The following is a 19,765-nucleotide window of genomic DNA, read 5'->3' as shown; positions in this document are numbered from 1 at the left end:
TACGCAACATTCCGACAAAGCCTATGCCCAGCTTTCCATAGCCTGCTCGAGACTGATGGGTTGCTCAGCCTCATGCGGCATGAAGTCGAACATCTTGTACGGACCGTCCTTGTAATTCACGTTGGCGTACATCATTGCGAGCAATGCCGATCCGCGTTCTACCCGCATGCCGATGTTCAGAGAGCCACGTAGCGCCCGGTACTTCAGCCAGGACCTGAACTCGTTCAGGCTGAGGGTTTCCTTCGCTTCCGCGATGGTGCGCCCACCGATGCCGGCGAGGACGAGCTCGTGCCAGAACTCTTCGTCGTCGGAGAGGGCTTCGTCTTTCCCAGGTTGTTGACCTCGGCAATGACCTTCATCAGCGCCATGGTCAGGTTGCCGTCCAGCGCGCCGCGCTCGGGATCGGCCTCACCGGTGATGTCATCGACTGTGAAGACAGGCTTGCCCTCTTCATTGCAGATGCTGGCGGCGATCCGGCCGGCATGAATCTCAAGCCTGCCTGCTGCGGAAAGCACATCGTTGACCGCCGTTTGAAACCCCAGCGGCCTGACGTAGACCGTGGCGACGATTTCTTCTTCGCCCTGCTGCCATTTGATTTCTTTCTCGACCGGGCGACCGGTGAACGCACCGACGCCCCTCAAGCTTTCAAGGCTGAGTTTCATAGGAATCCCTTACGCTGCTGGAGCAGTGGTTTTGCGAACCCAGACAGAGCCGCCGGAGCGCTGAATGGTGCCGGCGGTTTTGACGACAGAGTTGCCCCCGAAGTCGAACGGGAAGTCCGAGACGTAGCCGTCGATCAAGAACCAGGTGCGATCAGCCGGAAGCTCGAAATCATCGCCGGCCGCATTCAGGGTTGGCGTGCTTTTACCGTCAGCCCAGCCAAGTGCCCATGCAGTGCTTTCGATATCGTCATTTTCCGAAAGGTCATACAAGCGGACATGCGACAGATTCCGGGGGTCAGCATCCAACGAAAAGGATGCCTGTCCGGGAGTGCGCATGCCGCGCAGATATTCCCGGCTTTTCTTGCTGAGACACGAAACCTCGATTTGATCCGCCGGGTTGCCGCCTGGATTGAACGCAGTGATGCATTCAACTTCCACTACTTCCAGCTTCGTTGGGTCTGCGATGGTTGGCATCAGCCCAAATAGCTGTGTGCCTTGAGTCAAAATCGCCATAATTTTCTCCAAATGACGGGCATAAAAAACCCGCACATGGCGGGCTGAAAAGTTGGTTGGGACTACCTGAGCACTATCCAGTCGACATCGAAGCTCGACCGGTACAACTTTGTTTCGGCGTCTTTGCTCTCGCCACCCCAGCGGACCACGTAAGCTTGCAGCTCAATGGCGTTGCTGATTGCAGCTGTCACAGCCCTCGCGTCGCTGCCCGTGGCGGCATACACGTCGACTTGCAGCGTGAAGCTGTCAGCATCAGGACGGCCTGCGAGGTAGTTTTCTGGACTGCCGGTGATGAGTTGCCAGACTGCATACGGCTTCGCCACGCCTTCGGGTGCATCATCGAACGGATAAAGCCTGGTGGGGCTGACGCCCAGTAGTGCCGTTACCCCTTCGTCAGCAGCGCATACGGCGAATATGGGTGCATATGGCATCACGCCCCCCCTGAAGCCTTGGCCGCTCGTTTAATCGCGCGGTCAATGGCCTTCTCGTATTCGGTGATGAATGTATTAGTTGCCTCGGCTATGTTGTCGGCCAAGGCTTTTCGCGCGAATGGATCTGCACGCATTTTGGATGTACCGAATTCGATCAGGCGCCAATGAGGCGTCGCAGCGTTCGCAGATTTGTCGCCGCCCTTCTTGAGGACGGCGCCTTGCAGAACACCAACCCGGAAACCCAGGTCCCCGCTCGACTTGAACAATTTCCCGTTCCAGCGAAGCGCGACGTTGTCCGCGATAGATCGGCCTGTTTCAGGGTCGTCTATCCGCTGCGCGCCTTCTTTCATCTTGTTGGCCACCAGCTGGGCAGCCTTACGCAGCGCCGACCGCCCGCCCTTACGCTTCATGTCCTGAGTGATCGATTCGAGTTTTCCAACGAGAGAGTCAATCCCCTCCAGCTGGAAATCCACTGAGTCAGCCATCATTGACCCCCTTGGCCACCAAGATGGTGAGATAGTCCAGACCTGAATCGGGATCGGGCAGCGCCGGGCCTTTGATGTCGTAGACATCCCCTCGGTAAAGGATCCTCATCGTCGGCAGCACGCCGGCTCGGTAGCGAATCACCATACGCGCGGTCGCCTCCGACTGGCTGGCCTGCGCAGCAATAAAATCCCTGGCGCTCAGCGGCTCGACCGCTGCGGGCACCTTGTCCCAAACCGTTTGCCAGCTCTCCAGCTCTTCACCGGTTTTAGGGTCCTGCAGTCTGCCCAACGCCTGGAACGTGATGCGATGACGAAGTCGACCGGCACGCATTACACGCCCATCCCGATGCGGTATGGCATAAGCAGCGACTTGGAGGCCAGCGGCAGCTCCGCGGCAATCGTGCCGATCACCACTTCCTCGCGGTTGGCGAAGAGGTTGCCTAGCTTGAGCAGGCATGCTGCCTGTATGGCCTTGTTGATCACGATGCCGAAGTCGTCCATATCGATCTGCTCAAAGCTTTCAGACAATGATTGGCGAGCGCGCTCGCGAAGACGGCAGCGAATATCAGAGTTTTCTGGGTCGTCGGCCAACTCCAGCGCAGCCCGGTATGCAGCTCTCGCGGCTTGAGTTCGCTGAATGGTGTCAGCCTTCGCCTTATCCACATCAGCCTGATCGGCATAGAACCGGCGCTGCAAAAACTGCATAACAGCTTCCTCCGCGGCGCCCAGAAATTCCTCCACGAGCGGCTGATCCTCGGATTCTGCATGCAGGTGATGCATGGCCGTTTCTATGCTGATGACGGGCATGTATCACTCCTGAGGCGGTTGGTTCTGCTCGGTTTGTGGAGGCGAATTCTCGTCCTGAACCGGCGGTCCTTCGCTAGGAACATCAGGTTCAGGATTGCCAACGGGATCCGGTGTGGTGGAGGTCAAAAGTTTGGCCAACTCGCTTTCGGCTTCTTCTTTCTTGCCGATAAAGTCACCGACCTGAGCGCCCTCAGCGTCGACGATAATCCAGCGCTGCCCCTTCTTGGCAATCGTCAGCGCCGAGCGGTCACTGGAATTGTTGGTCAGCGCTGCGCCAGCCTCGCCTACGATCTTGCAAAGCTTGAGTTGCTCCAGCTCCTTGGCCAGCCATACAGGCGCGGCATAAGGCTCGTTGTCGGTGTCACGGATGGTGCCGCGGTCCTCGTAAGCCCGCAGCGGCTTGATCAATACATCTGACATGTCTCACCTCGGTGGGCCGGGGGTGCCGGCCACTTTAGGGGTTGGGGCAGCTTAAGCCGCAGCGGCCGCAGCCGTGAGCTTGCCAGTGACGAAGGCTTCGGTACGGTAGATGGCAAACGCCAAGCGCTCTTCAGCGCGAAGCGTGACCATGTTGTTCTCGAAGTCCTTGTCATTCTCCGTGGAAATCAATACTTCAACTTCCATCCGGTCGAAGATCTGCGCGCCGAGTTTGAAGGCCCCCACCAGGAAGTCGTTTTGCTTCATCGCTTGGGTTGCGACTACAGGGCGATTCCACAGACGAGCCGCAGTGCCTTCCTGCGGTTGACCGATCAGATAGCGACCCTGGCTGTCTTTGATCAACTCGATCAGAGCCCAGTCAGTTGGGTTGAGCACGATGCCATCCGAAGGGAACTCTGCCAGCTCGGCTTGCAGAAGGGCCAGGCGAAGCCGATCGATGCGCTGCTCGCCGGTTACGGTCCAGCCAGCTGGAGACGCGTATTCGTTTGCAACCGGAACGAGACCTTGCAGATTTGCACCGGCACCGCTGCCGTACAGCAACTGCGACTCTTCAGTGAGCAGCAAGCCATAGCGAGCGCGCGCATCGATGTAGCTCTGCAAAGCCTTCGCGTCATCCAGAATCTGACGCGACGCTTTGAACAGGTGGGCGATAGTACGAACCGATGCCGTTACCAAGGCAGTCGTGATTTCGGAATACGGCTTTGCAGAGCCCTCCGCTACGGTCGCGGCATTGTTTGTAAAGCCTGTCTCGCGGACGTACTCAAGCGAGCCAGCTTCGGTCTGGCCGGGGGCAACCAGATCGCGAATGGTGGCCCGACGCATGCCCGGCAGCGCGACAGTGTCCAGGCGCTCCGTGGCCGCTAAGCCACCGGCGGATGTGGTGGTGATAGCGGCGCGAGGCACGGAAACACGACGGGAGCCACGGAAAGACGAATTGACGCCTTCCATGTGTTCACTGGTAACAACCAACTCGCCAGCGGACTTCGGGGACTCGTTACGCTGTGTGTCGCGATTGGCATTGACAAGCTTTTGCTCGGCTTCCAGCACGCGAGCCTGCAGTTCGCCCTGCTTCATCAGCAACTCGTCAACCTTGGCCGACGTTTCTTTGCTCAGGCCCTCATGGCGATCGACATTCTTCTGCGCCTGCTCGGCATGTGCCTTGAGCTGATCACCGATGTCCTTGAGGTTGGCCTGGGTCTGCTTGTACTGGGTTTCGATGTCATCCTCACCGATTTTCCCCATCTGAGCATTCCAGCCGCGATATTGAGAGGTTCCACGTTTTACGAGCGCAGTGGAAACACCCACCAGCAAAAGCGAACCCATAACTGCTTGGGGCGTGGCACCGAAGGTCAGCGGGATCAAGGCAGCGATGGACAACACAGCCATCAAGAATGCCGGGGACAGACGAAATTTCATCATTGTGTGAAGCCTCATACGGGAAAGGAAAAGTTGAGTTTTGGCAGGGGTGACAGGTCCAGCTCGACAGCGCGGGGCTTATCGGACGAGGCAGCGTATTGCGTACCCCCGCCAGCAGCGCGCGGCGTGCTGGACTTGAAATTGGCGAAGAGTTCGCGGCGTTCGCTGCGGGCCATTCCGGCTTTTGCCAAAGCGATATCCATGGCTTTCAGCGCGTTACTCTGCTGGGACTGCTCGTCTTCACGCTCGGTGATTTCGTCAGAAGAGAGAACGGCAGTTGCAAAGCCGAGCTCAACTGCTCGTCGGCCGCGTATGAACGTCTCGTCATCCATCATCTCGGCAATGTCAGCAACGGCCTGGCCGCTGCCTTCCGAGTAAAGGTCTGCCATCGCAGCGTCGAACTCTTCCATGGTGTTCGCGACATCGCGCAAGTCATGGCGGTTGCCGACTGCAAGCGTCCAGCAGTTGTGGATCATGAGAAACCCGCTGCTGGCCACTTCCCGTTTGGCGCCGGCCATGTAAATCACCGATGCAGCCGATGCGGCCAAGCCCAGAACCTTGGTGGTGATCGCTTGGCTGTGCTCTCGGAGCCGGTTGTAGATGGCCAGGCCTTCGAACATGTCGCCACCTGGCGAATTGATGTACACGGTGGCGGGCTTGTCGCCGATTGAGCGAAGGGCCGCGTCGATGCGCGAGACGGTAACGCCTTCCCCATACCAGTCCTGGCCGATAACGCCGTAGATGGTGATGGTATCGCTGGTGGACTCCACGGCCGCTTTGATGGCGGGATTCCATTTGTCGAGCGCGCGCGGGCTCAGCTCGCAGTTAAAACTGCCAGCCTTGGATTTTGGTTGCATGGCTTATTCCTTCGAGTTTGCCGGCTGATCTAGCCAGTTCTGTAGAGCAGCCCTTGCGGCTTGCCCGTCATCGCCCTGACCCAGTTTGTCGATCGGCGAAAGGTTGGTTTGCACAGTTAGCACACCGGCATTTCCGCCCATTTTGGGCAGGTTCTCTTTCATGCGGCATTCGTCGCGCGTGTAAATGCCGTTCTGCACCATGCCCGAATACAGCGCTGCTCGTGCGGCGCTATCGGCCCGCATCAAGCCTTCGATGGAAAACTCGGGGTAAATCTGACGGCGCTGCGCAGGCGCCAGCAAACTGCGACTGATACCTTCCTCGATGCGGCGCATGTAGCTGCGCAGCGTGAAGGTCAGGAATCGAAGCAGTTTCTGCTCAAGGCCTGTCCCCCAATTCGATGCCTTATCGCTGTAACCGACCAGCGTCGGGTCCACCATGTAAAAGCGACAGATCTCCTCGGCGCTGTACTCTCGAGACTCCAACAGCTGAGCGTCCACTGGATTAATACCAATCACCTTGGCGGATACACCCTTTTCCAGCACCGGTGATTTGCCGGCATTCATCGCCCCGCTGATGCGTTGAACATAGTCGCGAAAATCGTCGCGCTGCTGCTTGTTCAGCGTTGCATCCACCTCAAAGGCCACGGTTTGGTGCATGCCGTTTTTGAACGTGGAGCTTGCAACGTCCTCGGCCGACATTGCCGCGCCGAACACGTCTGCGCCGTAGGCGATGGGTGAGAGCCCGATTTGTCCATCCAGAGAGAACGCCGGAATATGCATCATGTTGCTGCCAGCAATATCGCGGAGCTGCCCGTTTTTTTCCCGGTACCGGTAAAGAATCTCGCCGTTGTCCGCGACATCCAAATCCATGCGGTTGGGTAGCAGAAACTCAAGCGCTACGATCCGGCCGCTTATACGTATGATCTCGACAAAAGCGTTACCCCGCAGCAGCATCGAAGCTACTACGGCCTCCCAAAACTGCACAGCAGTCATGCGACTGTTCGGGTTGGTGTTGAGAATCCAGTGCAGGTCATTGTCACCGGCCACCTCACGACCGCCATCAGGCATGCGCCGGTATAGGCCGAGCGGCAGCGTTGCGATCGTTTCGGAGATGAGGCGCACGCAAGACCAGCAAGCGGCCAGGCGCATGGCTTTGTTGATCGTCACGGTTTTGCCGTTGGCGGATGTGCTGCCCACGGTTTGAGCCCAAATTCCGGACGCGCTGCCGGAGAGAGACCTGCCCACCCAATCGATTATCGATGACCGAGGCGCGTTGATTGCACCGCTCAAGACGGATTTGAAAGACTTAGCCACCGGTCAGCCCCCTTCGAATGAAAGCTGCCGCTACGAAGCACGACGAAGCGGCGGCAAGGAGCGCCCAGCCCACGCCAAGCAGCACGTAAACGCCTGCCACAGCAAGGGCAAAGCCCAGCACTGCAGTCAGCAGGTAAATAATTGATGCTGTGTTCATTCGAATATTGGGTCCCGGATTGAATCCATGAATCGGTCCACGCCGCCATCGCCGGCAACGACTTGCATCATCGCCCGCCCGACCGACATGATCAGTGCAACAGCGCCATCGATCTTGTTGTCATCGCCCTGTTTGATGGGCCGTACTACGTCGTCGTTACCGGGCATGTTTTTGCCGATCACGTTGCCGATACACCAGGTCATGATCGGATTGCCGTCATGGTGGAACCTTCCAGCGGTGATAGCCGCTTCCAGCTCTTTCATGGCGTCGGACATGTTGGTGTAGTTCTGGGTGATGGTGACCGGGTTGAAACCCTCGTCGTCGAGGTCATGGCTCAACCCAGTAGCACCGTGTGGGTCAATCGGCGACTCGCGCAGCGGTGCGTGTTTGTTTGCCTCTTTGGTGTCTTCGAGGATTTCGCGGTAATCGATCTCGGCTCCATCGGTGACCTCAAGGTGTTTCGAGTTCAGCCAGGCCTGGAAGCGCTCGGACATGCGCTTGTTGTCGCTGTCATAAGCGGTGTCGTATGGCACCCAAAACTTGGGAGCCACGCTGTAGTAGTGAGTCTTTCCGTCGATCACCTTCCAAAACAGGCGCGCCCTCGAGTTCATGTCCAGCTTTCGCGCAAGGTCGAAACCGGCGATCCACTCTTGCCCCTCGAATCGATCGAGCGTAAGGGAGGTGTCCTCGCAGGACTTCCAGTCCTGCATGTTGAAGAAGCCAGACTTGGCGCTCACCCAAAGGTTGAGGTGCTTCGTTTTGAAGGTGTTGGTGAACCGAGCCGAGCGGATCGCCCGCGCCTGCTGGCTTTCCAGGTATTCCTGGAACACTGACACGCCGTGGTTGGGGTTGGCCTTGGCCAACATCTTGGGGTCGGTCCAATCGTCGCCCTCATCAAGCGTCCAGATCCAGCCGAACAGTTCATCGTCTGGGACAGTGCCCTCCAGCATCTCAATGACCTGGCGACGCTTGTCGTAGCAAGGCCCCTCGATATCGGCGCCGGAAGTGGTGATGATGAACATCAGCGGTTGCCGGCGGGCGCCCATACCGGTGAGCATGGTGTCGTACTGGGCCGAGGTGCGGTGCTCATGATATTCGTCCACGATCGCGCAACTGGGTGATGCGCCGTCACCAGGGTCGCCAATAAGTGGCTCGAAGCGACTGAAGTCGGACGGAATATTCATGTTCGAGGCGTTGACCTCAATGCCCGCCGCCTGGACCAGCATCGGTGACTTGGCCACCATCAGTTTCGCAGGGCGGAAAACCTCCCAAGCCTGCTTCTCAGTGGTGGCACCTGCGTACACCTCGGCGCCGTACTCACCATCCGCAACGAACATGCTGATGCCGACACCGGCCGCAACTACCGACTTTCCGTTCTTGCGGGGAATCTCCCAGTAGCTCTCACGAAACCGGCGGTACCCGCCCTTCTTCTTGACCCAGCCGAAGGTGACGGCGAGACCGAAAAGCTGCCATGGCTCAAGGCTGATTCGCTGACGCTTGAACGCCCATTCACCCTTGGTATGCGGCAATAGCTGAATCAGCTTGAGTTTTTTCTCAGCCTTCGCTGGATCGAACTTGAATCTGAACCCGCGCTTGCGGCTGGCTGCCATGTCATCGAAATGGCGCTGCACTGCTTGATGGATGTAGCGACAAGCTGGCACTTTCCCACGCAGCAGAGACCTACCCCACACCATCGCTTTATCAACGTTGGGGTGGGCGGACTTGGCCATTCAGGATCTCAATAGTTCGGCGAATTCGTTGGTCTCTTTTTCCTTGTTTCCTCCGATCAGACGTGTGCGGCTGGCTGGATCAAGGCCGAGCATCGACCCGAACGTAACCATTTGCCGCATCGTTTCGTTCGCCGCGGTCAGTGCCGGGTTTTTCATCGGTCCGCCGGTGGCACCGGTAACCACGATGCCGTGGGCCTGGACTGACTGCTGCGCCATTCGCCAGTTGTCGTATGCAACGCAGAACGCTTCGACGTTGTGTAAATCAGTTATCGCAACCACGTTTTCGCGCAGAAGCTCGGGAACAATCATCTTCCACATCTGCGAAGCGCGGTCGCTGAGCCATTCGGGCGGATCAACATTTGTGATCTTCGAAAAAGCGGGCTCGGCCTTATTCAGCGCGCGTTTGCCGGGATTTCCGGCTAGTGCTTTCTTGGCGGTCGGCTTGGGTTTGCGACCACGGCCGGCGACCGTGGCGGTACCTCCCATCGCGCAACTCCAGAATTTTTAATTTCGCGGGTGTAAAAAAACGACTGAGGGCGCGGTCTAGAAGCCAAAGGCACCAGACTTATGACCCTCCCCCACCGCACCAGACTGGTGCACGCACCATATCGGTGCGTTTTCGTGAAATCTGACGAGAATCGTTCTCGTTTCGCTCATCGGGGCCGGACAGCCTGGGGGTTGCCCCATCCGCCGTCCTCTGCCGCCGTCTTCCTGCTATGACATGCGTGGCACAGGCCTTGCCAGTTGGATCGAACCCAGAAGGCATCCTTGTCACCGCCGTGAGGCACGATGTGATCGAGGTCAGTTGCCACGACTACCAATCCTTGGCGTTCGCACTCAGCGCACAGCGGATGTTTGGCAAGGTAGGACTTACGTGCCTGCTGCCACTTATAGCTGTAGCCGCGCTGGCTGCTGGTCTCGCGCTGCTTCTCACGCTGCTTCACTTCGAACTGCTTGCTTACATCCTTGTGGGCGTCACAGTACCGAGGGTTGCGGGTCAATGTGTTGCAGCCTTGGGCATTGCATGGCTTCTGCGGCCTCAAAGGCATGGTGTGCCGTCCAGGTAAGTGTGGGCCGGTGCATCAGGGTCTTCTGGCTCTTCTTCACTCAGGGCGTTGATCAGAAGCATCTGTTGCTCTGTCATCAGCCGAAGTAATTCAGTTTGCTTGCGCATCTCTTCAAGGATCGCAGCACCGTTCGGCTGCAGAACCACCTGAATGCCAGGTTGACTTACCAGCAGGTTGCACCCAATCCGCTTAGCAAATGGCTCAAGGCTCTTGGTCACTCGTTCGTGCTGGAGGATTGTCATAGGTTTCTCTGGGTAGATCACCAGCAGATCGCCCTTGCTCGGTGTCAGCTTTTGTATCTGGCTTAGCAATGAGTTGCTGTGCTCGTTCATATGCCACCTTGCTCCACTTCTTGATCCACTCGCGCCGGGCTGCGCATCCACCACATGCCATCACTCACCATCCATGCGCACATGGGTGCCATCGCAGACGAACTCAACGACCAGACGGGTTGCTTCGCCAGGATTCTGGATTAGCTTGACGCTGCTCTGCCCACCCAGCACCTCGCCACTGAAAGCGTCATGCAGGCACACATGCTGGCCGCTGCGCTTCACGACCAGTGGCCGGGACGACAGCAGGTAGCTGAGATTGCTTTGGGTGGAACTCTTCATATCTACTCACTCTACGGTTGCGGTCGGCCAGATCACCCGGGCGCATGCCAGTGCCTCGGCATGAGTGAGTGCTGAACCCATGGGGATCATTGGGAAAGGTGGGTAGCCAGGCGCATGGACGAGCCAAGACTTCTTCAACTGAACGGGTCAGCAGGCTTGGCGATGGATCGCACAAACCACATGAAGCCCTGTTGCAGGTTCGTCTTGGCTAAAGCTAGCAATCGAGGATCAACGCCTTCAATCTGGCCGATCTGCTTGAACAGCTCGCCGGTGTCAGCCTCCAAGACCTTGATCGAGTTCATACCATCGATCTCCGACTGGCTCAGGTCGCGGTAGCCGGTGATTTTCTTGTGCTGGTTATCCATGATTTTTCCTCTGTCGTTCGCGCCACGAAATGGCAGTGTCTGAATCTGTGGCGCGCTAAGGCGTCTGCCGCTCTACCGCCTCGTTGACCTTGTCGGCCGCCTTGCTGGCCACCTCTGCCGCCTCCGTGGCCTTCCCTGCTGCACCCTCAACCTTTACGGCTGCATCGGTCGCGGTCTTGGCCAACTTGTTCAGGCGCATGTCGCGCTGCACCGTGGCCTCGTCGTAACCCCTGCGCACCTCGGCGACCTGGGCGCTGTACCAACTGGCAAGCGACCATTGCGACGCGCCGAAGCCCAGAGCAAACGATCCAGTCACCAGCAGCGAGGCAATCACCCATACTTCAAGGCGACGCCACCACCGCCGGGCGATGAAGTCTCTAACGCATCTTTCCATCAGTTGATACCTCCGAGCTGTGAACGCAGACGTGCTATCTCAGCGCTTTGGCTGGTCACCTTGTCAGTGAGCTGGGCAACCTGGCCGGTCAGGGCTTCGATCTTCCCTTCCATACGGCCAACAGCGGCAGCCAGCTCGTTGCGTTCTTTGGCGAACTGATCGGCTCGGGCCTCGGCTTCTTTGCGGGCCTGGCGCTCCGAGTCGAGCAGTTCGTTAAGCCTGCGGACGGTGCCGATATCGGCGTTGTCCATGGCGCGATCGGTCGCATCCCTTGAGAGGAACTTCCTCAACCACAGGAAGCCACCCAGCAGAATGGTGCCCGTTCCGCCCAGCCAGGTAGCTGTGCCTGGGCCGAGGTCGGTCGGGTCCATCGTTACTCCAGAAATGAAAAAGGCCCGCCGATATGGCGAGCCTTTGGAATTGGGTGGGTGCCGCGCTGGAACAGCTAAACACCGTGCCATCAAAACAGGTGTTTATCAGGCCTGAAAGAACTTTTTACGCTGCCTCGCAAAAATTCCCCAAAGCACCGTCAAGCCATGCCACCCCTTGACGGATGATTTCGCGTGCTGACCGCTCCGACATCTTGTGAGTCTCAGCGATACGGACCATCGTCCACTTCGAACCGAAATACCACCAGATGAAATCACCCATCTGCTGGTTGCGCGCGATCAGCCTTGCGATAGCGGAATCCACAAGCATTGCCGTGTCGTCGGTGATGACATAAGTCATTGCGCTCGGCTCTGGGCAGCACTGGTTCCTCAACGCTGCCAGTGGGGAGACATAGCGCGGCACGCCCATGCCAGACATCCGCCAGGAGCCCCAGTTTTCCAGCAGGTATTCGGTGTCGCCCAATGGCTTGTCGACGTATGTACGCTTTTTCATGGTCAATCCCCTGTGTAATGTGTTCCGCCTGCACCCAGACGGTTGTTCTGTTGGTAATGCCTGGCGGTAGCGGCATCGACGGTCTGATTAAGGTCAACGAACTGGGCAAGCTGTTTCATGGCTTTCTGAAGATTGAAGCTCAGTTGAGTAATCAATTCCTGAGCCTCCAACGCTTCGCCGTTGTCTTGCCGTACCCAGCCCGATGCATTGCAGGCGATGCAGTCAAGATCGTGGAAAACGCCTTTGATGACTGCGCGACCACGACACATATCGCAAGTCTTTAGTGGGATCACTCGACGACGCAGGTCAGGCCCGTGACTCTTCCTCATCCTTCACCAACCAGCCAATCGGCAGCGAGGTCGATATTGAACGTGACCTTGTCGCTGTCGATATCGAAACGGTGACCGCCATCCATTACGACCGTCAGCCGGGTGAAGTCGTCGACGTTCTGCTTCATCACCATGAAGACTTTTGAGCGGTCGAACTCGCGACGGAAGGTCGACGGAGAGGAAATTCCTGTATCGGTTTTCTGAAGCGCATATGCCAAAGCCAAGGCGCTATCGTGCGAAATCATCATTTTTAAACCTCGCCTATGGTGGTGTTGGCATCTGCGCTGCAAGCCACGTCATCCGTGGTCTGTAGGCGATTATCAGAATCTTCGAATCTAAAGCCGGTCAATGCGTGAATGCGGCCAAAGCCCTTTCCGTCTAGATGGGCGTTCCACTTCTCCAGTGCATCCCGCTTGCGCGCCATCACGCCCGACTGAACGTAAACCTTCACGTTGTGGCCCATGGCGTGGTTGATCAGCAGCTCACCGATCAGGTGGTCGATACCGATGTCTGCCCAGCAGGTGCGAGCCAGTTTGCGCAGATCGTGGCTGGTCCAATCGCCCTTCCCTATCCGAGCAAATACCGCGCTGGCGCGGCCCTCGCTGAGTCCTTCACCTGCGCGCCCCGGGAACAGGAACTGTCCGTCATACCCGGCAGCCTGTTGCCTGTCGCGATACCAGATCAGCAACTGCCGCACCTGATCTGTGAGAGGCAGATGATGCTCGACGCCTGTCTTGGTGTTCTCGCCTGGAATGAACCACTCGCGCTCTGCCAGGCTGATGTGCGACCAGCGCGCTTGCCGCGTCTCGCCAATGCGGGTGCCGTGGCAGAGCATCATCACGGCCAACATGCCGTCGAGCGGATTGCACTCTATGACCTCGGCCAAATGGTGGAGCAGGTCCTGCAACTGAGTGCCGCGAAGCCTGGACGCCTTAATGCCGACCTTGGCTGTTGAGAAGTCTTTGAACTTGATGTCCTGCATCGGGTTGGCCGATATCAACCGCAGTTTGAATGCCTGCCGGAACGCCAAGGCAAGCAGCTGGAAGGCGGATCGGACGTAGTCGATTTCAACGGTCTGCTGCATCGGCCAAATCAGCTGGCTGTCCAGCGTGGCTTTGTCGATGCTGGCCAGCGCAACGTCCCCCAAGCATGGTATGAGGTGACACCTGAGCATCGACGCACTGGTGTCCTTGCGTTTCTTCGACAGGCTTCGGTCGAGCGAATACCGCTCGGCGAACCAGCCCAGCAGCTCGCCTGTCGTTGCCCATTTGGATAGCGTGGAGTTGTCACCGGCATCAATGCGAAGGCGAATGCCAGGAAGAGCCGCAACGACCTGTTTCGCTGACAGATCGGGAAAGCGTCCGACCAGGTTCCATTTGCCCTTGCTGACCAAATACCACGACGCCCGCGCACGGTCCCGGGTGAAGCGCAGGTACAGGCCACGGTTCTCCACGTCGCGCAGGTCCCGCTCGGTGCCAGCAGCCTGGCGCTTGATTTCGGCGTCGGTGATGCGAACGGCGGCCGTCATGCTGGCTGCGCCTCCTTGACCTTCTGCTGCTCCGAGGCAAAGTCGTCGCGTAGGGGCATCAGGTGCCGCGGCTCGTGAATGCCTAAATCAAGGTCCACAACCTCGCCCTCAACCACCGCAACCAATCCGTCACCCACCAGCGTCCAGCACGGGACGTCGTCATGGCGATAAACCTCGCCGTTCGGGGCCACGTAAAAGTCGCCGCTGGTAACGAATTCGCGCAGCTCACACTGCTTGCCGATGTTTTGGGTCAGCGAGTTGGCACCAACGATGATAGCCAGATCACCAGGCTTGAATTGATTGCTCATCAGTAGCGCTCCATTCTCTTGCGGCGGGTTTCTTTTTCCTTCTCCAGTTGCAGACCTTCCAAATGGCTGATCAAGGAAGCCAGTCGACGCATAGTGTGAACTGACGGCCTGAAGTGTTGGCCACTGCCCCATTCATGCCCGAACGCGTAATACCGGTTCGCAATCCATACGTCGACCGTGCCGAACCTGGCTGTGCATCCTTCAATCGAAACCGTTTGCCAGTGTTTGTCGATAAGGCGATTCAATGCCGCATCCCACTCAGGGCAGTACTTGTACAGTTGGACCAAGCCGAACCAAGTGCTCATTGCCCAGCGAATGTAGAAATTTCTCATGCAGCCACCACGGTCTGAGGAAGTCGGAGGTATGCGCGGATTTGCTCCATCGCGTCGAAGTGCCCACGGCAGACGATCGCCAGATAGCCTTGCTCGCCGAGTTGGCGTATCCACTCGTACTGGCTGCCCGATACAGCGGCGTCGTGCGGTGGTGTGGCCTTGAACTCGATGTAAAGGCCGAAGTAACCACCTCGGGCCATGGGCAGCACCAGATCGGGAACACCAGCACGCACGCCCTGCTCTTTCAGCTTGATCGCAACCAGCTTGTGCCGATGGCCACCGTTGGGAACGTGGTAGATCAGCGCCGCCACCAGAGGCATACGCAGCTTGAGCTCGCGCAGCAGCGCTGCCTGCTCCAGGCCTTCACGGTCGACGGACTTGGCGCGGGTGCGCTTCGGTTTGAACAACGTCATTTCGGCGGGCTTCACGGTGACACCTTCCCTTCACGAATGAGCGCGTCCTGAGTACGCATGACACCCTCGGCGTGGAACAGGCGGACTTCATTGCGGCTCAGAACCGCCGGGGCGCTCAGGCGGCCATCGGCGATGTCGTGGCAGTACGCACACGCCCAAGCGGCCTGCAGGTCGTTTGGCTTGATGCCCATGCCGCAAGTACCAGCCAGTCGGTAATGGGCGAGCACGGTGGTCGAGGATTCGCTCGAGCATCCTGGGTAACGGATCTGGCATTCGCGGTCACGCGCTGCGTTGGTGAGTTTGCTCATTTCGTGTCTCCGCTGCGCTTGGCACGGAGTTCGGCCAACGCCTTGTTACCCACTTCGGGAGTGATTGATTTGCCGGGCGCGGCGAGCTGCGCAACAGGCACTGGCGGCAACTCTTCGCCCCGCCAGATCTTGCGGCACTGCTCGAGGTATTTCTGCTCAAAGCGGGTCATACCCAAGTCGCGAGGAAGCGTTTGCAGGCTCAGGAATCCAGCGGCAGCAGTGGCGTGGTAGATCGCCGGGTGAAACCACTTACCGCGCCCTTCCATGCCTGGGTGTGAGTTACGCAGAGCTTGGGAATACGCGACCTCGACGCTGGGCAGGCCAAGACCCTCTGGAGCAAAACACCAGCTCACGAACACGCCAGGCGCCGGCACGAATGCCGATTTGCTCGCGCTGACCATGCGCATACCGTGGCGCAGTTGATCCATTGAGTTGATCCCAGAGCGCATGAATTCCGCCAGCCACTCCAGCTTTGCGGCGTTCATCACCTCCTCGGTCGGCCAAGACTGCCTCCATGCGCCGCAAGCTCCGCGCAGCCGCAGAAACAATTCGTCGATCACTTGGCGGGTGGCCGGGTCGATCTCGACAGAGACCGCAGGCGATGGGGTGTAGGTCGGATCGGTTCGCCGATTCTGGACCAGATAACCAGCTCGAACAGGCCCATTCACAGGATCACCCCCTTGGACGCCCAGTCGCCGCCGACTGCCGATTCTTCATCGGCTGACAGTGAGCCTTTGGCACGCTCTTTCACGTACCAACCCACCAAGCGGTTACACCAACCGGCGGATGTGTCTACGGTGTTCTGCTTGGCCACAAACCAGCCGATGAAGCTGCGGATCAGTGCGTCAGGGATATCGGCAGGCTTGACGCCAGCAATCTGAGCCTGGGCGATCAGGTAACGGCTGTCCGGTGCCCAGTCGGCGAACATGGCGAAGCGCTGGCGATCATCGGTCGACTCCAGGGCCTGCTTGTCCTGCTGATCGATAACGTCCGAAATCTCGCGCGGCTGCTGCTGTTCGGTTAATTGATGGTTAAGTGACGTATTGGGTGCAGATTTCGCACCCCGTTCTGCCGAATTCTGCACCCCGTTCTGCTGTAATTTGCACCCCGTGCCGTCATCTGCACCCCGTTCAGTGCGGGGTGCGGTATTTGCACCCCGCTTTATCGGCAAGTCATAGACGACTGGGCGTCGGTCATGACGTTCGATGTACACGGCGGCCAGCGCTTGGTTGCCTGGAACGATCAGTTCAGACGCCCTCAACAGCTCAAGCTTGGAACGAACTGTGCGCTCGGAAAGGCCAGTGTCTTCGCTCAGGGTAGTGGCCGAAGGGAACGCCCCGCGTCCGTCCGTACCGGCGTAGTTGGCCAGGCAAAGCAGGACGTGCCGGGCGCTGGAATCAGAAAGGGTCACGCGCGGGATCTGTAGCGCCCACGCCATTGCCTGAACGCTCACGAAGACGCTCCAATATTTTGTTCAGCCAGCAATGCCAAGCCTTTGGTTGTGATGAGAGGATCAAATGCAGCGCGGTCTGCGCCTGTTTCTGGATCGGGCTTGAGCGCAGTGACTTTGTGCACCATCAAGCCAGTTGTGATGCGGGGTTGGTACGCAGTCCAACGACCAGAGCCACCGCGCCGGAATATCCATCGGTGCTGGTGCAGCCACGCAAATAGCGCTGACGGGGCAAGTTGCAGTTGCTTGGCCGCATCGCTGATACAGATGGCGCCGCCGGCGTTGGCCAGGCGATTGATGGCTGCGACCTTCGGAGCCTGTTTGTCGATGACGAATTGCAGTTTCCGGTTCTGTTCGACTTGGTCGGCAGCCAGCCGCAGAGCTTCGGCGAATGAAGTCGGTATACGCAGTCGGCCGATCAGCTGACCCTCTAACTCCCGCCAGCGCAAGATCACCTTCATTCGCAACTCGGCGCTGTACCCGGTTAGCAAGCAGTCAGTGTGCTCGCGATCAAGGAGGTACTCGGTCTGCTTACGGTTCTGCCCGTCCAGATAGGTGTGCTCAAAATTGAGCGCACCTATCTTCAACTCGGCGAGCATGGCGGCGACGTCGCGCTTGACGTTCTTGTGTTGCTTGCCAGTCAGTTCTGCAATTTCACGCGACGACATTAACTGGCGCGTCAGGTTTTGTTGCTCGACAGATCCAGGGGCCGCACCATGGCCGGTATTGCATGGGAGTGGTGTGGTGTGCATAATCCAGCTACCTCACGTTGTTTGTTGTTGAAGAAGCCGGTCTAGCCACCGGCTTTTTTTCGTCTGGGATTTGATACTGGATGAATCAACAGCCCAACCGCTGTACTACCTGCCCTTCCCGCCTGAGCGGATAATTCGTATCAAGCGGCCTCTGCCAGCTCTGGCCAAATCACATGCCAGTCGTCCGGGCGCAGTGACTTTCTTGTCAGCAGACCTTCAGTCTCTCGCTCCAGGACGGACGCGACTGTTGCTGAGGCCTGTTTGTTTCCGTAGGCGATCTGTCGCAGGTAACCGCGAGTCGTGCCCGTCCGGGAAATGACTTCATCTGGAGTGCTCTTAAGCCAGTCCAGCATCTCTGTGTTTTTGATTCGCATCACGAATCTCCTCTTCGAAGTCAAAGTATTACCCATCGGTAATAGCTAAATCAATACCACCCGGTCATTTACCAAGAAGTAATAGTCGAAAGAGAATCGCCACATGGACATACGTGAAGTGCGCAGGCTCAACCTGCAGAAGCTTATGGATTCGAAATTCGGCACCGGTGTACGTGGCGCCCAATCGCGTCTTGCAGAAATGCTGGGGAAGCCCCAAAACCTGCTTTCTAGATACCTTTCGTCACCAGAGAAAGCGGGCGCAAAGACGATAGGCGAAGATTTTGCACGAGAGGTGGAGAAGGCTTTCAAGCTTCCAAGGTATTCCCTGGACGCTTTGGAGGGATCTGATATCCCGGAGAACTTCAGTAACAACGTCGAGGTCGGGCCACCTATCACCTCACCTACTCGAAGGATCGCAATCGTGGGTACAGCGCAGCTTGGTCCTAACGGTTACTGGGCAGGGCTGGACACTACCGATGGGTGGGTCGAAACATGGTCACGGGATGAAGATGCATACGCTCTTCGCTTGAAGGGTGACTCGATGGCACCAGCCATCAGAAGCGGATGGGTCGCGGTTTGCGAGCCCAGTCATAGGCTCGTGCCTGGCGAATACGTCATGGTGACGCTACGTGACGGTCAAAGCATGGTCAAAGAGCTGCTGTTCGAAACCGAGGATGGCGTGAGCCTCATGTCGGTAAATTCCGCTTATGGCGAGCGCACAACACTCGCCTGGGCTGAGATTGAGCGCATTGATTACGTGGGGACAATTCTTGCACCGAGCAAAATACTCGGACACCTCTGACTCACCTTGATTTAGCTGATGTTGGATTCGTAACGACGACAAGGAAGTAAGCATTTTGAAGATATTGAGATTTCTTTACCGCGATGCGAAAGGCGACGAAACCGAGCGAGAGCTAATTCGGTGGTCCGAGACGTCACTCTACATTCAGGGTCGATCAACGCAAGACACATTTCCAAAGACCTTCAAGAAGGATCGAATCATTGAGTTTCTGTCAGGGACAGAACACCTGCTGAACGAAGCAGCACCCCCGCCCCCATTACCAAAAGTGACGCCAGATCAACTAGCTCGAGCCGCTGCTCTGGCAGAACGGAAGATCCCAATACTCCCATCTGGCGGTCAAAATCAGATCCTTTTTACTGGCTTTAGCGCAGCGTCTAGAGCAGATCTTGAGGCAAAGGCCGTGCAATTCGGCCTGAAGGTCATGAAAACTCCTGGCAAGCACCTCACCTTTCTCTGTTACGGCGAGAACGCAGGGCCGAGCAAGGTAGAGAAGGCGCTGGATGCCGGATCATTCATAATTGACGCCGACGAATTCCTAAGCCTGATCACGACAGGCGAGACCCCCTAGCCCCTCGAAATACCGCCAAGCGATAAATAAAACCTGCCGCGAGCAGGTTTTTTTTGCGCCTCCGGAACATTTATTACCAAATGGTATTGACCATATGTATTACCGTAAGGTAATTTTAATCCATCACAGCGATCAACCGCTACGACACCGCTCTTTAAAAACCCAGAACCCTCGCAGATCGATCCCGGAAACGGCAAAGCGCGAGTAATAAATTTCGATCTCCATGCCAGCTCTGGAACTGGCTATTGCGGGAGAACCCGCCGACTCGAAGCCGAGCAAACGTCAGCCGACCAGCAATACAGGATCAGCCACGCGAGCAAAGCCGAAAGGCGCACTTCAAGAACTCTCCCTGAAAGGTCCAGCAAAAAGGGCATCTATAGGCTTCTTGGAGTGAGCATCACCAGATTTGAATTAGCCCCCCGAGCTTCGGCGATGAGGGGTGCCGGACCTCATGCACCCTGCCCACCTAACC

The 19,765-nt window shown here is 57.7% G+C and carries 34 protein-coding genes; 2 read left to right on the top strand and 32 right to left on the bottom strand.

Translation table 11 applies throughout. The features are described from left to right. Window positions 1-21 precede the first annotated feature (21 nt). The 32 genes from AC54XV_RS11155 to AC54XV_RS11000 form a co-directional block, all read right to left on the bottom strand. Complete coding sequence (locus AC54XV_RS11155) at window positions 22-174, bottom strand: phage tail assembly protein T (protein ID WP_470381903.1); 153 nt, start codon at window positions 172-174, stop codon at window positions 22-24. Between the two features lie 50 nt (window positions 175-224). Further along, window positions 225-662, bottom strand: a complete 438-nt coding sequence (locus tag AC54XV_RS11150) for a phage tail assembly chaperone family protein, TAC (RefSeq protein ID WP_024639068.1) — start codon at window positions 660-662, stop codon at window positions 225-227. A 9-nt stretch (window positions 663-671) separates the two neighbouring features. Beyond that, window positions 672-1,175, bottom strand: coding sequence for a phage tail tube protein (locus AC54XV_RS11145; RefSeq protein WP_024639067.1), 504 nt, complete (start codon window positions 1,173-1,175; stop codon window positions 672-674). Between the two features lie 62 nt (window positions 1,176-1,237). Continuing rightward, a complete protein-coding gene (locus AC54XV_RS11140) occupies window positions 1,238-1,606 on the bottom strand; it encodes a DUF3168 domain-containing protein (RefSeq protein ID WP_103713459.1) in 369 nt (122 codons plus the stop codon). After that, window positions 1,606-2,091 carry an HK97-gp10 family putative phage morphogenesis protein gene (locus AC54XV_RS11135; protein WP_003370677.1) on the bottom strand — a complete coding sequence of 162 codons (486 nt, stop codon included), beginning with the start codon at window positions 2,089-2,091 and terminating at the stop codon, window positions 1,606-1,608. Before AC54XV_RS11135 ends, AC54XV_RS11140 begins: the two co-directional genes overlap by 1 nt. Then, window positions 2,084-2,422: a phage head closure protein gene (locus tag AC54XV_RS11130; protein WP_054986376.1), complete on the bottom strand. Its 339-nt coding sequence runs from the start codon at window positions 2,420-2,422 to the stop codon at window positions 2,084-2,086. The genes AC54XV_RS11135 and AC54XV_RS11130 overlap by 8 nt, the downstream gene beginning before the upstream one ends. Then, entirely contained in the window at window positions 2,422-2,898 is a 477-nt protein-coding gene (locus AC54XV_RS11125; protein ID WP_054986377.1) for a head-tail connector protein, read from the bottom strand. Before AC54XV_RS11125 ends, AC54XV_RS11130 begins: the two co-directional genes overlap by 1 nt. A 3-nt stretch (window positions 2,899-2,901) precedes the next feature. Further along, window positions 2,902-3,318 carry a hypothetical protein gene (locus AC54XV_RS11120; protein WP_496718642.1) on the bottom strand — a complete coding sequence of 139 codons (417 nt, stop codon included), beginning with the start codon at window positions 3,316-3,318 and terminating at the stop codon, window positions 2,902-2,904. A gap of 51 nt (window positions 3,319-3,369) precedes the next feature. Beyond that, window positions 3,370-4,755: a phage major capsid protein gene (locus AC54XV_RS11115; RefSeq protein ID WP_496718641.1), complete on the bottom strand. Its 1,386-nt coding sequence runs from the start codon at window positions 4,753-4,755 to the stop codon at window positions 3,370-3,372. 11 nt (window positions 4,756-4,766) lie between these two features. Then, window positions 4,767-5,609 (bottom strand): head maturation protease, ClpP-related, encoded by an 843-nt coding sequence (locus AC54XV_RS11110; RefSeq protein WP_496718639.1) that lies wholly within the window; start codon window positions 5,607-5,609, stop codon window positions 4,767-4,769. A gap of 3 nt (window positions 5,610-5,612) precedes the next feature. After that, entirely contained in the window at window positions 5,613-6,923 is a 1,311-nt protein-coding gene (locus tag AC54XV_RS11105; protein WP_060404360.1) for a phage portal protein, read from the bottom strand. Then, complete coding sequence (locus tag AC54XV_RS11100) at window positions 6,916-7,080, bottom strand: hypothetical protein (protein ID WP_085990167.1); 165 nt, start codon at window positions 7,078-7,080, stop codon at window positions 6,916-6,918. The genes AC54XV_RS11105 and AC54XV_RS11100 overlap by 8 nt, the downstream gene beginning before the upstream one ends. Continuing rightward, on the bottom strand, window positions 7,077-8,810 hold the full coding sequence (locus AC54XV_RS11095; RefSeq protein WP_496718636.1) for a terminase large subunit: 1,734 nt from the start codon (window positions 8,808-8,810) through the stop codon (window positions 7,077-7,079). The genes AC54XV_RS11100 and AC54XV_RS11095 overlap by 4 nt, the downstream gene beginning before the upstream one ends. Next, entirely contained in the window at window positions 8,811-9,296 is a 486-nt protein-coding gene (locus AC54XV_RS11090) for a phage terminase small subunit P27 family (RefSeq protein WP_010436441.1), read from the bottom strand. A 167-nt stretch (window positions 9,297-9,463) separates the two neighbouring features. Then, on the bottom strand, window positions 9,464-9,859 hold the full coding sequence (locus AC54XV_RS11085) for an HNH endonuclease (RefSeq protein WP_346394633.1): 396 nt from the start codon (window positions 9,857-9,859) through the stop codon (window positions 9,464-9,466). Beyond that, entirely contained in the window at window positions 9,850-10,209 is a 360-nt protein-coding gene (locus tag AC54XV_RS11080) for a hypothetical protein (protein WP_346394632.1), read from the bottom strand. The genes AC54XV_RS11085 and AC54XV_RS11080 overlap by 10 nt, the downstream gene beginning before the upstream one ends. A gap of 60 nt (window positions 10,210-10,269) precedes the next feature. Continuing rightward, the gene (locus AC54XV_RS11075) at window positions 10,270-10,488 is read right to left on the bottom strand and encodes a hypothetical protein (protein ID WP_024642334.1); all 219 of its coding nucleotides are present in this window, start codon (window positions 10,486-10,488) and stop codon (window positions 10,270-10,272) included. Between the two features lie 134 nt (window positions 10,489-10,622). Beyond that, on the bottom strand, window positions 10,623-10,853 hold the full coding sequence (locus AC54XV_RS11070; protein ID WP_346394631.1) for an Acb2/Tad1 domain-containing protein: 231 nt from the start codon (window positions 10,851-10,853) through the stop codon (window positions 10,623-10,625). Between the two features lie 55 nt (window positions 10,854-10,908). Then, the gene (locus AC54XV_RS11065) at window positions 10,909-11,247 is read right to left on the bottom strand and encodes a hypothetical protein (protein ID WP_024650633.1); all 339 of its coding nucleotides are present in this window, start codon (window positions 11,245-11,247) and stop codon (window positions 10,909-10,911) included. Continuing rightward, the gene (locus tag AC54XV_RS11060; protein ID WP_016568950.1) at window positions 11,247-11,618 is read right to left on the bottom strand and encodes a DUF3450 domain-containing protein; all 372 of its coding nucleotides are present in this window, start codon (window positions 11,616-11,618) and stop codon (window positions 11,247-11,249) included. Before AC54XV_RS11060 ends, AC54XV_RS11065 begins: the two co-directional genes overlap by 1 nt. Before the next feature lie 124 nt (window positions 11,619-11,742). Then, window positions 11,743-12,129 (bottom strand): antiterminator Q family protein, encoded by a 387-nt coding sequence (locus AC54XV_RS11055; protein WP_024664848.1) that lies wholly within the window; start codon window positions 12,127-12,129, stop codon window positions 11,743-11,745. Window positions 12,130-12,131: 2 nt separating this feature from the next. Continuing rightward, the gene (locus tag AC54XV_RS11050) at window positions 12,132-12,398 is read right to left on the bottom strand and encodes a hypothetical protein (RefSeq protein WP_332873717.1); all 267 of its coding nucleotides are present in this window, start codon (window positions 12,396-12,398) and stop codon (window positions 12,132-12,134) included. A 56-nt stretch (window positions 12,399-12,454) separates the two neighbouring features. Then, entirely contained in the window at window positions 12,455-12,706 is a 252-nt protein-coding gene (locus AC54XV_RS11045; RefSeq protein WP_198709337.1) for a hypothetical protein, read from the bottom strand. A gap of 2 nt (window positions 12,707-12,708) precedes the next feature. Next, the gene (locus AC54XV_RS11040) at window positions 12,709-13,986 is read right to left on the bottom strand and encodes a tyrosine-type recombinase/integrase (protein WP_496718630.1); all 1,278 of its coding nucleotides are present in this window, start codon (window positions 13,984-13,986) and stop codon (window positions 12,709-12,711) included. Next, window positions 13,983-14,294, bottom strand: coding sequence for a hypothetical protein (locus AC54XV_RS11035; protein ID WP_496718628.1), 312 nt, complete (start codon window positions 14,292-14,294; stop codon window positions 13,983-13,985). Before AC54XV_RS11035 ends, AC54XV_RS11040 begins: the two co-directional genes overlap by 4 nt. After that, window positions 14,294-14,626 carry a hypothetical protein gene (locus AC54XV_RS11030; protein WP_149036721.1) on the bottom strand — a complete coding sequence of 111 codons (333 nt, stop codon included), beginning with the start codon at window positions 14,624-14,626 and terminating at the stop codon, window positions 14,294-14,296. Before AC54XV_RS11030 ends, AC54XV_RS11035 begins: the two co-directional genes overlap by 1 nt. Further along, entirely contained in the window at window positions 14,623-15,054 is a 432-nt protein-coding gene (locus AC54XV_RS11025) for a VRR-NUC domain-containing protein (protein WP_053481295.1), read from the bottom strand. Before AC54XV_RS11025 ends, AC54XV_RS11030 begins: the two co-directional genes overlap by 4 nt. Next, complete coding sequence (locus AC54XV_RS11020; protein WP_496718625.1) at window positions 15,051-15,347, bottom strand: DUF1364 domain-containing protein; 297 nt, start codon at window positions 15,345-15,347, stop codon at window positions 15,051-15,053. Before AC54XV_RS11020 ends, AC54XV_RS11025 begins: the two co-directional genes overlap by 4 nt. Beyond that, a complete protein-coding gene (locus tag AC54XV_RS11015; RefSeq protein WP_496718623.1) occupies window positions 15,344-16,015 on the bottom strand; it encodes a replication protein P in 672 nt (223 codons plus the stop codon). Before AC54XV_RS11015 ends, AC54XV_RS11020 begins: the two co-directional genes overlap by 4 nt. Next, window positions 16,012-16,785, bottom strand: coding sequence for a helix-turn-helix domain-containing protein (locus AC54XV_RS11010; protein ID WP_496718937.1), 774 nt, complete (start codon window positions 16,783-16,785; stop codon window positions 16,012-16,014). Before AC54XV_RS11010 ends, AC54XV_RS11015 begins: the two co-directional genes overlap by 4 nt. Before the next feature lie 11 nt (window positions 16,786-16,796). Further along, the gene (locus tag AC54XV_RS11005) at window positions 16,797-17,465 is read right to left on the bottom strand and encodes a Rha family transcriptional regulator (RefSeq protein WP_024639038.1); all 669 of its coding nucleotides are present in this window, start codon (window positions 17,463-17,465) and stop codon (window positions 16,797-16,799) included. A gap of 224 nt (window positions 17,466-17,689) precedes the next feature. Further along, window positions 17,690-17,923, bottom strand: a complete 234-nt coding sequence (locus AC54XV_RS11000) for a transcriptional regulator (protein WP_162863760.1) — start codon at window positions 17,921-17,923, stop codon at window positions 17,690-17,692. Window positions 17,924-18,026: 103 nt separating this feature from the next. Between AC54XV_RS11000 and AC54XV_RS10995 the strand changes: the two genes are divergently transcribed. Next, a complete protein-coding gene (locus AC54XV_RS10995; protein ID WP_496718621.1) occupies window positions 18,027-18,725 on the top strand; it encodes a S24 family peptidase in 699 nt (232 codons plus the stop codon). A 55-nt stretch (window positions 18,726-18,780) separates the two neighbouring features. Further along, window positions 18,781-19,293: a BRCT domain-containing protein gene (locus AC54XV_RS10990; protein ID WP_496718619.1), complete on the top strand. Its 513-nt coding sequence runs from the start codon at window positions 18,781-18,783 to the stop codon at window positions 19,291-19,293. Window positions 19,294-19,765 lie beyond the last annotated feature (472 nt).

This window comes from Pseudomonas fragariae (ex Marin et al. 2024) (assembly GCF_059621105.1).
Note: the sequence above shows the minus strand (reverse complement) of the source record. Positions and strands in the feature narration are given on the sequence as shown.